Source organism: Desulfonatronum parangueonense (genome assembly GCF_054656975.1).
In genome coordinates, this window is the sequence record NZ_BAAHXH010000003.1 from 1,802,663 (window position 1) to 1,816,121 (window position 13,459).

13 protein-coding genes are annotated in these 13,459 nt (G+C 59.0%); 7 read left to right on the plus strand and 6 right to left on the minus strand.

Translation table 11 applies throughout. From position 1 onward, the window contains the following. Positions 1–111 precede the first annotated feature (111 nt). Positions 112–447 (plus strand): M48 metallopeptidase family protein, encoded by a 336-nt coding sequence (locus tag ACYQ15_RS08320; RefSeq protein ID WP_459937056.1) that lies wholly within the window; start codon positions 112–114, stop codon positions 445–447. A gap of 255 nt (positions 448–702) precedes the next feature. Here the strand turns inward: ACYQ15_RS08320 and ACYQ15_RS08325 are convergent, their stop codons facing one another. The 5 genes from ACYQ15_RS08325 to ACYQ15_RS08345 all read right to left on the minus strand — a co-directional run bounded on the left by ACYQ15_RS08325 (position 703) and on the right by ACYQ15_RS08345 (position 4,766). After that, positions 703–1,827: a (Fe-S)-binding protein gene (locus ACYQ15_RS08325; RefSeq protein WP_459937057.1), complete on the minus strand. Its 1,125-nt coding sequence runs from the start codon at positions 1,825–1,827 to the stop codon at positions 703–705. Beyond that, a complete protein-coding gene (locus tag ACYQ15_RS08330) occupies positions 1,820–3,007 on the minus strand; it encodes a vitamin-B12 independent methionine synthase (protein WP_459937058.1) in 1,188 nt (395 codons plus the stop codon). The genes ACYQ15_RS08325 and ACYQ15_RS08330 overlap by 8 nt, the downstream gene beginning before the upstream one ends. Positions 3,008–3,009: 2 nt before the next feature. Further along, positions 3,010–3,777, minus strand: coding sequence for a sulfurtransferase TusA family protein (locus ACYQ15_RS08335; RefSeq protein ID WP_459937059.1), 768 nt, complete (start codon positions 3,775–3,777; stop codon positions 3,010–3,012). Between the two features lie 331 nt (positions 3,778–4,108). Beyond that, positions 4,109–4,474, minus strand: coding sequence for a DsrE family protein (locus ACYQ15_RS08340; protein WP_459937060.1), 366 nt, complete (start codon positions 4,472–4,474; stop codon positions 4,109–4,111). A 4-nt stretch (positions 4,475–4,478) separates the two neighbouring features. Continuing rightward, positions 4,479–4,766 carry a sulfurtransferase TusA family protein gene (locus tag ACYQ15_RS08345; RefSeq protein ID WP_459937061.1) on the minus strand — a complete coding sequence of 96 codons (288 nt, stop codon included), beginning with the start codon at positions 4,764–4,766 and terminating at the stop codon, positions 4,479–4,481. Positions 4,767–4,997: 231 nt separating this feature from the next. Between ACYQ15_RS08345 and ACYQ15_RS08350 the strand changes: the two genes are divergently transcribed. From ACYQ15_RS08350 to ACYQ15_RS08370, 5 genes are all read left to right on the plus strand, one after another. Further along, a complete protein-coding gene (locus ACYQ15_RS08350) occupies positions 4,998–5,891 on the plus strand; it encodes a sugar phosphate isomerase/epimerase family protein (RefSeq protein WP_459937062.1) in 894 nt (297 codons plus the stop codon). Next, positions 5,870–7,201 carry a BPG-independent phosphoglycerate mutase family protein gene (locus ACYQ15_RS08355; protein WP_459937063.1) on the plus strand — a complete coding sequence of 444 codons (1,332 nt, stop codon included), beginning with the start codon at positions 5,870–5,872 and terminating at the stop codon, positions 7,199–7,201. The genes ACYQ15_RS08350 and ACYQ15_RS08355 overlap by 22 nt, the downstream gene beginning before the upstream one ends. Before the next feature lie 19 nt (positions 7,202–7,220). After that, complete coding sequence (locus tag ACYQ15_RS08360; protein WP_459937064.1) at positions 7,221–7,781, plus strand: nicotinate-nucleotide adenylyltransferase; 561 nt, start codon at positions 7,221–7,223, stop codon at positions 7,779–7,781. Positions 7,782–8,680: 899 nt separating this feature from the next. Beyond that, positions 8,681–10,222 (plus strand): ATP-binding protein, encoded by a 1,542-nt coding sequence (locus tag ACYQ15_RS08365; protein ID WP_459937065.1) that lies wholly within the window; start codon positions 8,681–8,683, stop codon positions 10,220–10,222. Between the two features lie 9 nt (positions 10,223–10,231). Beyond that, positions 10,232–11,236 (plus strand): RNA ligase family protein, encoded by a 1,005-nt coding sequence (locus tag ACYQ15_RS08370; protein WP_459937066.1) that lies wholly within the window; start codon positions 10,232–10,234, stop codon positions 11,234–11,236. A gap of 85 nt (positions 11,237–11,321) precedes the next feature. Here ACYQ15_RS08370 and ACYQ15_RS08375 read toward each other — a convergent pair whose 3' ends face one another. Further along, a complete protein-coding gene (locus tag ACYQ15_RS08375) occupies positions 11,322–11,537 on the minus strand; it encodes a hypothetical protein (protein ID WP_459937067.1) in 216 nt (71 codons plus the stop codon). Between the two features lie 93 nt (positions 11,538–11,630). On the opposite strand from ACYQ15_RS08375, the gene ACYQ15_RS08380 reads away from it, so the two are divergent. Then, the gene (locus ACYQ15_RS08380) at positions 11,631–13,421 is read left to right on the plus strand and encodes an AAA family ATPase (protein WP_459937068.1); all 1,791 of its coding nucleotides are present in this window, start codon (positions 11,631–11,633) and stop codon (positions 13,419–13,421) included. Positions 13,422–13,459: the final 38 nt, after the last annotated feature.

Below are 13,459 nucleotides of genomic sequence, written 5' to 3' on the forward strand. Positions count from 1 at the left end.
ACTCAGGTCCTTAAAATGTTTAGCAACCCAAGTAAGCGCGGGATTGCTTCTTGCACTTGGGGTTTTTGAACGGATTGCCGGATAAGGACTTTTCAACATTCAGACAACGTGATGGCTGCACTGGATAAAAAACGCGCGTTCAAGGATCGAGTCCTTCACTGGGCGAAAATACTGGGCGTTGACGTGGTTTGGCTCGGCGTGCGCCCGATGCGGAATAAATGGGCCTCCTGCTCCACCAACGGATACCTCAACTTCAGCACGGATCTGCTCGAACTCCGGCAGGAGTTGTGGGACTACGTCATCGTCCACGAGCTGCTCCACTTCTCTATTCCAAACCATGGAAAACTCTGGAAAAGCCTGATGCGCGCCCACCTGGGCGAGTATGAGGCCCATGAAATCGAGTTGAAGAACATGGCGCATACCATTGCGCTCCCGCGAACACGCTAACACGAGCCATGCACGCAACCCAAACTGAAAACATTTGAACCGCCCCCGCACTCACTTCGTCCTGGCTGTCCGTGGCAAATGACAACTTTCCTGAACAAAGTGAGGGCGGGGCAGGCCGCTTCGCTCAAGGTACGGAGGACGCCAAGAAGAATTTTTGCCTTCCGCTGGAAAGATGCGGCAGGCAAAAGGCTTCACGCCTGACGGCGAAGTGACATCACCCGACAAATAGTTGCCAAACCGCCAAGGGCATTCGACTCAAGACAAGCGCTTCAGACGCCGCTTGAGCAGCAAGCGGTTCAGGTAGGTGAAGGGCGGTTTGGCTGGCTTGTTCTGGTTGGCCAGGGTGGCTTCGGGATCAAAGAGCAGGTCGCCCAGGTGGCAAGTGGGGGTCACACGGTTCAGGAATCCGGCGCACCCGGCGCAGTAGGTGACGATGTGATCCCCTCGGGCCTGGGCGCGGCGCTTTTGGGACCAGGTCGCGGCCAGATCCGGGTTATAGAATCCCACGGACCCGCCTTCGCCGCAGCACAGGGCGCGGGTTCGGCTATTCTTCATTTCGCGAAGATCAAATCCGCGGGCGGCGAGCAACGAACGTACCGCGTCATGAGTCCCGGCCTCGTCCCGCATGGGGCATGGGTCGTGGACCGCTATCCGAACTGTCGCGTCCGGAGAGATCTTTGAAACCTCAGACGTTCTCTTCTTGCCTCGGCCCCAGCTTTGGACCAAGGCCTCGTAGACGGTGACCACCTCCAGCCCGCCTCCGTATTGCTTGAAAACCTTGTGGCAATTGGGACAGGCCACGAATACCCGTTCCACGCCCAAGGACAGGAGGCGATCGCGGATGCTTTGGAATCGCTCGATAAAAAAAGTCTGCCGCCCCAGGTCATGGGAGGGCTTGTGACAGCAGTCCAGGACCATGGCCATGTCCGGATGCAGGGTTCGCAACGCTTCGAAAAATTTCCAGGTGATTTTCGGTCGTGTTCCCGGCAAGGTGCAGCCGGGGAAAAAGACGTTTCTGCTCGGCTTGGATGGATACCAGCTGAAAAGAGCGGAATGTCCGCGTTGTTCGTAATTCAGGATCGCCGCATATCGCTTCCAGTGTACGCGGCCCTGGTCCACCGCTTCCCGGCGCATTTCCAGGAACATCTTTTGGGGGGTGACCATTTCCGGACAAAGCGCCCCGCACAGGCCGCACAGGCTACACGCAAACGGGTCGGTTCGACTGGTTCCGGTCAGCAGGGCCTGAGCTATCTGCCCGGGAGGCGCATTCATTTTCAGAAAGGCGCACTGACGGACACAGATCCGGCATCCGGTACATCCGGTAGCGATCTCCCTTGCCGTCCGGACCAGTTCCAGCCGGCGCGGAAACGATTCATCCATGCCGTTCCCGAAGCATCCGGGCCGCTTGGACAATGTTCCGGATCTTGGCCGCGGCCACTTCCTCCACGTTCACGCAGCGATTGGCGAAACAACCGAAGCCGCAGTCCGTGTTCAGGAACAGCTGTTCCGGCCGATAGTGGCGCAGGGCCAGTTCGGTCTTGGTTGCAATTTCCTCGGGAGTTTCGGCTTCGGTGGTCCGCGGATTAACAACTCCCAGTCCGAGCTCCCGGAGGCGGTCCGTTCCGGGAACGACGCCGGACAGGGCCTCGCCGACCACCGAGATCTCCCCTGCCCGGGGCGTGGCGTACTCCAGGACATACTGGTGCACGCGCATCCGTGTCAGGGCCGGCAGCAAGGGAGTGTAGTCCCCGGTCAGCAGAACGTCCTCCCGGGTGCTCCAGTTGCCCCGGCAGATGTGCAGGCCGATGCGCGGACCATGCGGCGGTGAGGGAACATCCGCGATGATCCGGTTGACCAGTTCCGCGGCGTACTCCAGTTCGACACCCACATCCCGGCGGGTGGCCAGAGTCGCTCACATGAAGGTCCGCCGGCCGCACTCCGCGGACATGACCACTTCGGTGAGCACCGGCTCGTCGAACTGCACGAACTCACAGCCGGCCTCGGCCAGCTCCAGCAGTTCGTCCCGCAGGATGCGCACCACGTCGTCGCCCATCTCGTACTGGTCTCGGTAGGCTTTTTTCGTGTAGTTGGACACCCACATGGAGCGACTGAGCAGATAGGGTCCAGGCAAGGTGATCTTCACCGGCTTGTCCGTGAGTTGCTTCACGAACCGGAAATCCTCCACGGCCAGGGGCTCGCGCCGCTCCAGCCGTCCGACGCAGGTGGGATTGCGGATGGCCGAGGCCGGGACGTCCAGCGTGCCCAGCATCTCCTCGAATCCGGACTTGTCCTCCACCTCGTCCAGCATCTCGGCCAGACTCATCAGCCTGGTTCCGGCCACCTTTTCGGTGATGAAGGAGTAGAAATTGTCACGGCGGTGTTCACCGTCCACCAGCACGTCCAGTCCGGCCTCCTCCTGGATCCTCACGGTACGGCGGATTTCCTCGTCGGCCACGGCGTCGAACTCGGGCCTGGACATCCGCCCCAGACGACGGTCGCGCAGGGCCTTGAGCATGGTTCTGGACCGGGGCCAGCTTCCGACCTGGGTTGTCGTGAACATGATCACACCACCGCGAATTTGATGTTCAGGTCCACCGCCTTGGCCAGGGTTGCCGCGATGGGCGATCGGGCCACGGTCTTCTCCCAGACCCGGCGGACCTTTTGTTCGTCGTCCATGGTCGAGGCAAAACACTTCACCTCGATCCCGGCAAAAGAGGGATCGCCCTCTTCCAGCCCCATGTGCGCGAGAATGTTGTGCAGCTTCCCTCGCACCGTGATCTCCACGTCATCCACCTCGAGCCCTTCCCGGGCGCAGTCCGTGGCAAAGCCGCTGGAGAGCGCGCCTCCCAGGGCGCCCAGCAGGGCTTCCACCGCGCAAGGATGAGCGTCCTTGTCCTTGAAACTGGCCGGCTGGCCCAGGTCCCAGGAAAAATTCCGGCAATAGACCGTGCTTTTCAGGTTGCCCGTGGACCGGATCCGCATCCTCCACTCGTATTCCGTGGCCTTTTTCTTGTCCTCGGCGAGGGCCTTGTCCTCGGAAGAAGCGGCCTGGTCTGTTTTTGGTTCCCCACGACGCAGGAGATACCGGGCATATCCCGGACCTTCCAGACGGCCCAGATACTCGTGCCCGGCCATCCGGCACCAGGGCGGCAGATCATCATTTACTGTGGGTTCGCGGCTGCGCATTTCCAGAACCTGCCCCACCGGGGTCTGGAGCATATTTTCCCGGATCAACAGAATCAGCCCGGAACCGCAGTCAAGATCTCCGCCGTCAAAAATCCGCGCGGGCTGTAGCCCGGACAAGGCAGCGTCATCAAGTATTTCGGACATGTACCTCTCCATTTTTAGACAACTTGGACGGGGGAACGGATGCTCTCTGATATCAAAAGACAACTCCCTTCCGACAAGCATCCGCCCCCATTAATGTTGTTTTACTTTTGCAACTGCTCAAAAACTTGCGGCAATCATAAGAATAAAGCCTGGGAGCGCCGCACCCCAGTGCGGCAGCGGTGCAACGCATTCAGAACCAGGTTCCGACTGGAGCGTGGTTCCAGTAGCTGAATCACAACTTCGCGGAGGCAGAACCATCGGCAGTCACACCTTCTCCAGTCCTTTGACGGCTGGCGCCGCCGTACTCTGACTTCCGCCCTTTGCTGCCGCCTCAATACGCCACGCAGGCCGGATCCGCGGACAGCCACTCCACCAGGGCCGCACCGCCGGCCGGGACCGCGCCTTCGACCAGGTCGGTCTCGGACAGGCCGCGTTTTTTCAGGCACGGAGTGCAGACATAAATCTTGCCCCCGGCATTGACGAACTTGGTGATCAGTTCCTTGAGCGGAGCAAAGGGCGCACCTTCGTCGATCTTCTCCGCTTCCCCCTTGACCGCGCAGTAGACGCCGTCTGAGCTCAAGAAAATCATGGTTTCCTTCTCGCTGCCCTGGGCGGCGTTGGCCACGACGAAGCCGAGGGTGGCCTTGTCGCCGTCGGTCCGGCAGTGGCTGATTGTCACGCAGAATCTGTTGGCCATGGAATCACTCCTTTTTCAGTTCGGGTTTGTATTCGATAAGATAATAGGGATGGCGCATGTCCAGGAGAGTATTCCTGGTCATGCGACACCAGGCCGGAAACTCGATGGGCGCTGCCGGATCCTTGGAGATGAGCATCACCCGGGTTCCAGGCGGCATGGGCAATAAATAGGTATACAAATTGATGATCACCCGTCCGCAGGTCTCGTCCCCTCCGTCGAATTCTTCATCGAATTCCCACTCCCGGGGATGTTTCGCGTCAGTGCGATCTCCTCCGGCCTGTTCTTGCGGCAAGGCTGTTGAACTCTCTTTTGGGCATTTCATGCCAACTAAAAAGTATTTTCAGATGCAATTGTCAAATCGAAATACCTGATGGCTTGGCATCAAACCCATAGAAATAATCTCTTGCTGATTCAGGCTGTTTCGGGATAATGGGATCAGGATCAGGAAATTTAGGCTCCGCATCCCCTTGAACCTTGAACCGCTCCTGGGCGACAATCCCGGGCAACGACATCTGGACCCGTTATGAATCATTGCCCGATCCTGGCCTTTACGGCGGCTGCCACGGACCCGGCTTCCAGACTGCGCTGGGTGGGCGAACAGGCCGAGGCCGTGGAGTTTTCACCAGACCCGGACCGGCTGGACCGGCTGCCGGACATGATTCGTCCGTTTCGTTCCGCCGATCTGCCCGTGCGCTTCCATACCCGGTATTTCGCACATGAACTGGGACACGCCGATCCGGTTCAGGCCGCTTCGGCCCTGGATGCGCATGTGCGCACCCTGCGGGCCATGCACGAGTTGGGCGAGCCCGTGGTCACGGTGCATACCGGGCTTGATCCGGATCTACCGGTGCAGGAATCGAGTTTCGTGGAAAACCTGGCCCGGCTGGTGGAACATGGGAGGGAGCTTGGCATCGTGGTGTGTCTGGAAAACCTGCGGCGCGGCCCTTCCAGCGATCCGGCCAACGTCCTGCGCTGGGCCGAGACGGCAGGAGCCATGATCACCCTGGACGTGGGCCATGCCCTGGGTTCGGAGGCCGCGCGAAGCGGACGCTGTCCGGGGGAGCGATTCGTGGATCTTTTTGCGGACCGGCTGTTCGAGGTCCACATCTACGGCCGCGAGGACGACCAGGGCCACCACCCCATCGAGGACATCGCTCCGTTGCGGCCGCTCATCGCCAAGCTGTCACGGACCAACTGCGCCTGGTGGACCATCGAACTGCAGCGTCCCGAAGACGTCCTGGCCACCCGGGCCCTGCTCCTGGAGGAACTTGCGTCTGTCGCCTCTCCGATCCATTCCACACATTCCCGGCCCGGACCCGCGGCGTCGTCTGCGGACGCATCCGCCGGTCCTCCCCTTTCCGTCCGCTTTTCAAAAGATCAGGTCCTCGCGCAGCAATGCCGAACAAGTGCCTGCTGATCGTCCTGGACGGATTGGGAGACCGCTCCCATGAAGTCTTGGGTTGGCAAACCCCGCTCCAGTCCGCCCACACTCCGCATCTGGACCGACTGACCCGCAACGGCGCCAACGGCCTGTACCATGCCGGAAGTATGGGCGAGGCTTTGCCCAGTGAAACCGCGCACTTCGCCATGTTCGGCTATGACCGGAAGGATTTTCCCGGACGCGGCCCCCTGGAAGCCCTGGGTGCCGGCGTGGTTCCGGGCGAGGATGATGTCGTGGTCCTGGCCCACTTCGCGACCCTGGAGGAACGGGACGGCTGCCTGACCCTGGTCCGGGACGTTCCACCGGCCGATGAGGGGGAAATCAGCACCCTGATCCAGGCTGTCGGCAGGTGGGAACAGGACGGCGTCCGCATCCGCTACGTCCCGGTCAAGGGCGTGTTCGGCGTGCTGATCCTGTCCGGCGACGTTTCCCCGGACATCACGGACACCGGTCCCATGCGCGACGGGCGCCTTCTCCCCGACCTGCTGCCCCTGGACGCGCACCACCCTGAAAGAGCGGATACGGGAAGCACGACCCGTGCCCGAAACACGGCCCGCGCCCTGCGGGCCTATCTTCTGCACGCATGGCATACCTTGCGGGCTCACTCGCTGAATGCCCGCCGCAAGCAGGACGGACTGCCGCTCATCACCGGGCTGGTCACTCAACGCGCCGGACGGCTGCGGCCGGTGCAGCCTTTTTCCCGACGGTTCGGCCTGCGCGGACTGAGCATCGCCTCGGGCGCGGTGTTTCGGGGATTGGCCCGGTACCTGGGGCTGGACTGGCAAGCCTCCCGCGACACCGGGGACCTGACCGCTGACTTTGCCCGGGACCTGACCGCGGCGCTGGAACTCTTCACCCACAACGACTTCATTCACCTGCACACCAAGGCTCCGGACGAAGCGGCTCATGCCAGGGATCCCCAGCGCAAGAAAGCGGTAATCGAGGCCCTGGACCGGGCTTTGGGCAGGACTGAGAAGGAACTGTCGGCTCACCCCGACCTGCTGACGGTGGTCACCGCGGACCACTCCACCCCCAGTTCCGGGAACATGATCCATTCCGGCGAGCCGGTCCCCCTGCTCATGCACGGAACCGGAGTTCGGCGGGACCTGGTGGACCGCTTCAATGAAATCCATGCCGCCCAGGGATGCCTGGGCGGCGTACGCGGCACGGAGTTGATGCGCCTGATCCTGAACCACCTGGACATGGCCCGCCTGGAAGGCATTCGGGACACCCCTGAAGACTGTCTCTACTGGCCCGGAAACTACCAGCCCTTGCGCCTTCGCTAGAGAGAGGAGAACAGGAAATATGTACGACATCGGCGTGATCCACGGTCGGTTCCAGGTCCTCCATAACGATCACCTGAAATACCTGCTGGCCGGCAAGGCTCTCTGCCGCCACCTGATCGTGGGCATCACCAATCCGGACCCCTTGCTGACGGCCGAAGTGGTCGTGGACAGCAACCGCTCCAGCCTTCTGGCCAATCCTTTGACCTTTTACGAGCGCCTGGTGATCCTCCGCGAGGTGCTCTTGGAAGCCGGAGTGGGCCTTTCCGAGACTACCATTGTCCCCCTGCCCATCACCCATCCCCGGCTCTACCGCCACTACGTCCCCCTGGACGCGGTCTTTCTGCTTTCCATCTACGACGACTGGGGGCGGCACAAGCTGGCCCAGTTCAAGGCCTTGGGCCTGCGCACGCATGTTCTGTGGGAGGTTGCGCCGGATCAAAAAGGCATCAGCGGCATGGACATCCGCCAGGCCATGCTCCACGGGCGGCCATGGGAGCACCTGACTCCAAAAGCCACGGCCCGGCATTGCCTGGCCTGGAACATTCCCGAACGCCTGCGGGAGCTGGTACAGGATGAATGAATGTAGCTGCTCAAAAGATAGGGGCGATGAGCTTTCTTGTGCACGGACTTCCATCTGGCAGTGTTCGTGACCCGTTTTACCAAGTCAACGCTCCAGCCGGAACCTGGTTCTGAATGCGTTACACCGCTGCCGCACTGGGGTGCGGCGCTCCCGGGAACCTGCTCATGGAGCTGTTTCCACAAGGCCAAGTTCTCGTTACACCTTCAACTTTTCCGACCGCAGCGCATTGGCCAGAATAGCGCCCACCACGAACCCAACGGCCAGGTTGGAAGCCAGGGTGTTCTCACCACGGCGACAGCCACGAACAAGTCCTTGCGCATGATGTCCAGCAGGCTTGCTTGACCTTGAACTTCACGTCCACGCCGGACACGGTCACGATGCGAAAACGCGGCTTTTCTCGCCCTGTTCCTTTTTTCACCGCTCCCTGATGAAATCTTGCCAGCCATGACGCCCTCTTGTAATTTTTTGTGGTGCTTTTTCTCCCTCAGCGATCCATCGTAAAATCCCGGCGTGCATTTTTTGGGCAGCCGGGCCTGACCGGAATCGATTCTTGGTAACTGCTCAATAAGGCAGGGCAACCAACCACCTCGGATCCGTGCTGCCTGGATAGCGGAACGCGCCGGCCTGCGCCGGTATGACGGAGTGGAGTACCTCGAAAGCGAGTTCTCTCGGTCGTCACCCCGGCGCAGGCCGAGGTCCAGGTGTTTTTTCTATGGTTCACTGCCCGGAGTTATTGAGTAGTTACGATTCTTGATGCTGAACAATACGTGCGCTGGAGCGTCCCTGGCTGCGTTTCCGCGCTCCAGCGTGGCACTTGGAACACGACATGCATCGGCTTATTTTGTCCATCACCCCGTTGTACAGGCAGCAGGCCCCGCACCATAAAGGAAGGCTTTCGCATGAAAAAACTGCCCATCGGCATCCAGACGTTTGAGAACCTCATCCTGGAGGGATATTATTATGTGGACAAGACCCCTTTTGTGGACCAGCTGACGTCCGGGGGGAAGTATTTTTTTCTGTCCCGACCCAGACGTTTCGGCAAGAGCCTGTTCCTGAGCACCATCAAGGCCGCGTACCAGGGCAAGAAGCAACTCTTCCAGGGCCTGCACCTGGAGCGACACTGGGACTGGGACACGGTGCATCCAGTGGTGCATGTCAGCTTTGGGTCCGGAGTGGTCAGAAGCATTGAGGAACTGCAGGTCAATTTCGACGAGATTCTCTACGATCACCAAAAGGCCTACGACCTGACCTATGCCAAGGACAGTCGGAAGGGCCGCTTTGCCGAGCTGATCCAGACCCTGCACGACAAGTATCGTCAGAAAGTGGTCGTGCTGGTGGACGAGTACGACAAGCCGATCCTGGACAACATCGACAAGCCGGAACTGGCCACGGCCATCCGGGACGAGTTGAAGAACTACTATTCGATCATCAAGGATGCGGACCCGTATCTGCAATTCGTCTTCATCACCGGAGTGTCCAAGTTCAGCAAGGTTTCCCTGTTCAGCGGGCTGAACAACCTTGAGGACATCACTTTGAATGCGGACTTTTCGTCCATCTGCGGCTACACGCAAGAGGAATTGGAAAACGTTTTCGCCGACCGCCTGCATGGCGTGGTCCCGGATCAGGTCCGACTCTGGTACAACGGGTACAACTGGCTGGGCCAGGAAGTCTACAATCCCTTTGACATCCTGCTGTTTCTGAAAACCAGGGAGTTTCGACCTTACTGGTTCGAGACCGGGACGCCGGCCTTTCTCGTCAAGCTGTTGCAGGAAGGCAAATACAACATCCCCGCGGTGGACGACCTCTTTGCCGGCGAGGAGATCGTGGGCAGCTTCGATGTGGACGGGTTCACCGTGGAAACCCTGCTCTTTCAGGCCGGCTACCTGACCATCAGGGAGTTGGCCCAGACCGGGGCGTTTCGCTCCTACCGGCTGGGCTACCCGAACCTGGAAGTCAAGGCCAGCCTGAACAACGCAATCTTGAGCCAACTGGTCCAGGACCGCCTGGCCAAGACCCGGAATCAGACATCCCTGCTGGCTCTCCTGGCCGCATCAGACCTGGACGGGCTGCGGGATGTTTTCCATGCCTTTTTTTCCTCGATCCCCGCGGACTGGTACCGCAAGAATCAACTGGCCGGGTACGAGGGCTATTACTCATCCATCTTCTACTGCTATTTCGCGGCCCTGGGCCTTGAGGTCATCCCGGAGGACGCCACCAGCCTCGGGCGGATCGATATGACGGTTAAACTGGAGGACAAGGTCTTTGTTTTCGAGTTCAAGGTCATCGGTCCCGGCGTCCAGGGCGGATCGGCCCTGGAGCAGGTCAGGCACAAGCAATACGCGGACAAGTACACGGCCCCCGGCGTCGTGGTCCATCTCATCGGCGTGGAGTTCGAGCCCCGGGAACGCAACATCACCGGCTTTGCCTGGGAAAAGGCGTAGGAAGTTGGGATGGACAAGATCAAAGCCATTGGAGGTGGTGACATGTTCAAGAAATACCCCAGCATGGACAACACATACCAATCCAAGAGCATTGAGCTTTGGAAGGAGTTTCATCCATCTCTTGACGAGGAAGAATACATCGTCCTGGAAAAGATTCATGGGACAAACTTCAGTATTGTTTTCGAGCCGGGAAATACGCCCTATTTCACTTCCAGAAACAGAGTGCTCGACCCGGAAGAGGATTTTTTCAGCTTGCGCGACGTGATCCTTGGCGGTGGACATGAACTGCTCATGGACCGCTTTACCCGGTTGGCCGGAGATGAAAACGTTGTCTACCAGATATACGGCGAGCTGTTCGGCCCAGGAGTCAACAAGGGCGTCTTCTACGGCAAGAAGAGGGACTTCCGGCTTTTTGACCTGCGCCGAGACGGTTTTCTCCTGGCTCATCGCGAATTCGAGGCAGTCATGCGCCCCGATCTTGCCCACTACATCGTTCCCGCTTTGGGCATTTTCCACGGTCTGCAATCCGCTCTGGGTGTCCAGGTTGAAGGCGTCAATTCTTTGTTGACGCCTGATGATCATTCGGGGCCGAACGTTCTTGAAGGCATGGTCATCAAGCCCTACAACCGCATACTGCTCTCGCCCATCGGGTACACGTTCCTGTTGAAGAAAAAGACCGAAAAATTTCAAGAGGTCGCCAAGGAGCCGAAAACTCCCAGAACCGGCAACGAACATCCCGTCGTCGCGGAACTCAACCAGAGATTCTCTTGCTACATCACCGACCAGCGACTGCAAAACGTTTTCAGCAAGGAAGGCAAGATTTCGGACAAGAAGCAGATAGCCAAATATATCCAACTGCTCATTGCTGACGCAAAAGAGGATTTTCTCAAGGACGCGGAGAATGAAAAGATGCTTCGAGAACTGGAGGAAGACCCAGACTTCCCCAAAAATGAACTGAGAAAAATCTATAATGTCGGCTCGGAACCGTTCAAACTGTTGCAGCCGTATCTGTAACCACACCGGCCGCTCATTTGATTCTCGCAACCATGGGCAAAATCACGCCTTGCAAGTCCGAAGCGGTCTGGCGGCCACGGTATGCTCAAACGGCCAGTACGCCATGGAGGACAATCATGATTACGATCCTGGCCCTGGGGCGACAGCCTGACCGCCGGAGACGTCCTTTGCATTCCGGCTGGAACAGATTCTGAACTGCGAAGGAAGGAATGTTGATCAACGGCGTGTCCGGGGAAACGACATATGACGGCCTGCGCCGCAGAGTGGACAAGGTGATGATCAACCTGCCACGATGCGCCATCTTGCTCCTTTGAAAAAGTGCATTTACGCTTGTGTATTCGCCCCAGATCACTACCAACAGTCCGCAAGCCACCAGCCACCCCACGAGGCGACCATGCAATTCCCCTACGGCATCAGCAATTTTCGCGATATCGCCGCAAACGGCTATTTCTATGTTGACCGCACGGATCGGATTCCCCTGCTGGAGCGCAGCAAATACCAGCTTTTCATCCGACCCCGCCGTTTCGGCAAGAGCCTGCTGCTGTCCACCCTGTATAGCTATTACGACCTGGTCTCGGCCCATCTCTTTGACGAATTGTTCGGCCGCCTGGCCATCGGCCAAACCCCCACCCCGCTGCGCGGCAGTTATTTCATGCTGCAACTGGACTTTTCCTGCGTGGACCCGACGGGGGGCGTAGAGCAAATCAAACAGGCATTGCATGATCACGTCAACGACTGCATTAAGGATTTTGTTGCATATTACGGTGATTATTTGGATCAAACCGTGGAAATAGTCCCTGAGAACGCCCTCAGCTCTTTTCGCTCGTTGTGCTCATCCACTCGCACCGCCGGTTACCCCCTTTTTCTGCTCATCGACGAATACGACAATTTCGCCAACGAAGTGATGATGAGCGCCCAGCGGGACTCAAAACGTCGTTACGAGGCCCTGGTTTTTGAGGAAGGGCCGCTGCGCACCCTGTTCAAGACCGTAAAGTCACTGGCCGGCCAGGGACTGATCGACCGGATCTTCATTACCGGGGTCTCGCCGGTGGTCATGAGCGACATCACCAGTGGGTTCAATATTGCCAAGAATATCTACCTGCACCCGCACTACCACGATCTTTGCGGATTTACGCAACCTGAAGTTGAAGCCGCCCTGCAGGACGTTGTCTCGGAAAACAACCTTGATTCGTCTGTCATGGCGACGGCGATGACCATGTTGCGGGACTGGTACAATGGCTATCTTTTTGTTCCAGAATCGCGGCAATTGGTTTACAGTCCGACTCTGGCCCTCTATTTCCTGGACCATTTGTCGGAACTTGGCGCTTTTCCCAGCCAGATGCTGGACGATAATCTGGCCACGGACCGGGCCAAGCTCGAATACATGGCCCAACTGGCCAGTGGCCGGCAGATGTTGCAGGACATCATGGTTGAGGGTGGCCACGTACAGGTTGAACGCCTGGCCACGCGGTTCGGAATGCGGGACATGCTCGGAGATCAGAGCAAGGACCACACCTTTATGGCCTCTCTGCTGTACTACTTTGGCGTCCTTTCGCTTGAGGGTCGCACGGACCTGGGGAAGCTGACCCTGCGCGTCCCCAATCTGGTGATGCGCAAACTCTACGTGGAGCAGATCGCCGAGATGCATCTGCCGGACCCCGTGAGCCGGGACGCGGGCAAGCTGGCCGCGGAAGCCCTCTTCCAAAAAGGCGACATGGCCCCGTTGTGCGCATTCGTGGAGCAGCGCTACTTCAAGGTCTTCCACAACCCGGATTACCGCTGGGCCAACGAGCTGACCGTGAAGACCGCCTTCCTGACCCTGCTGTACAACGACATCCTCTACGTCATGGACTCGGAGCCGGAACTTGGACGCCGCCGGGCTGACCTGACAATGATCATTCGACCGGACGCCCGGCAGTTCACGATTTTGGACATCCTCATCGAATTCAAGTTCGTGACCCTCAAGGACGCCGGACTGAACGGGGAACGGGCCCTGGCGTTGAGTGTCGAGGAGCTTCAGGGTTTACGGCTGATGCGCCAGGCCATGGACGAGGCCGGGGAGCAGGTGCGGAAGAACATGGAAATTTTGAACCAGCGGCACGGGAATCTGCGGTTGCGCGGGTATGTGGTGGTCAGTCTGGGGTTTGAGCGGATCTGGTGGGAGGAAGTGATCAGGGAGGGGTGAGACCTGAAACCTGTGTTCCATGCCGCTCTCAGTCTCCC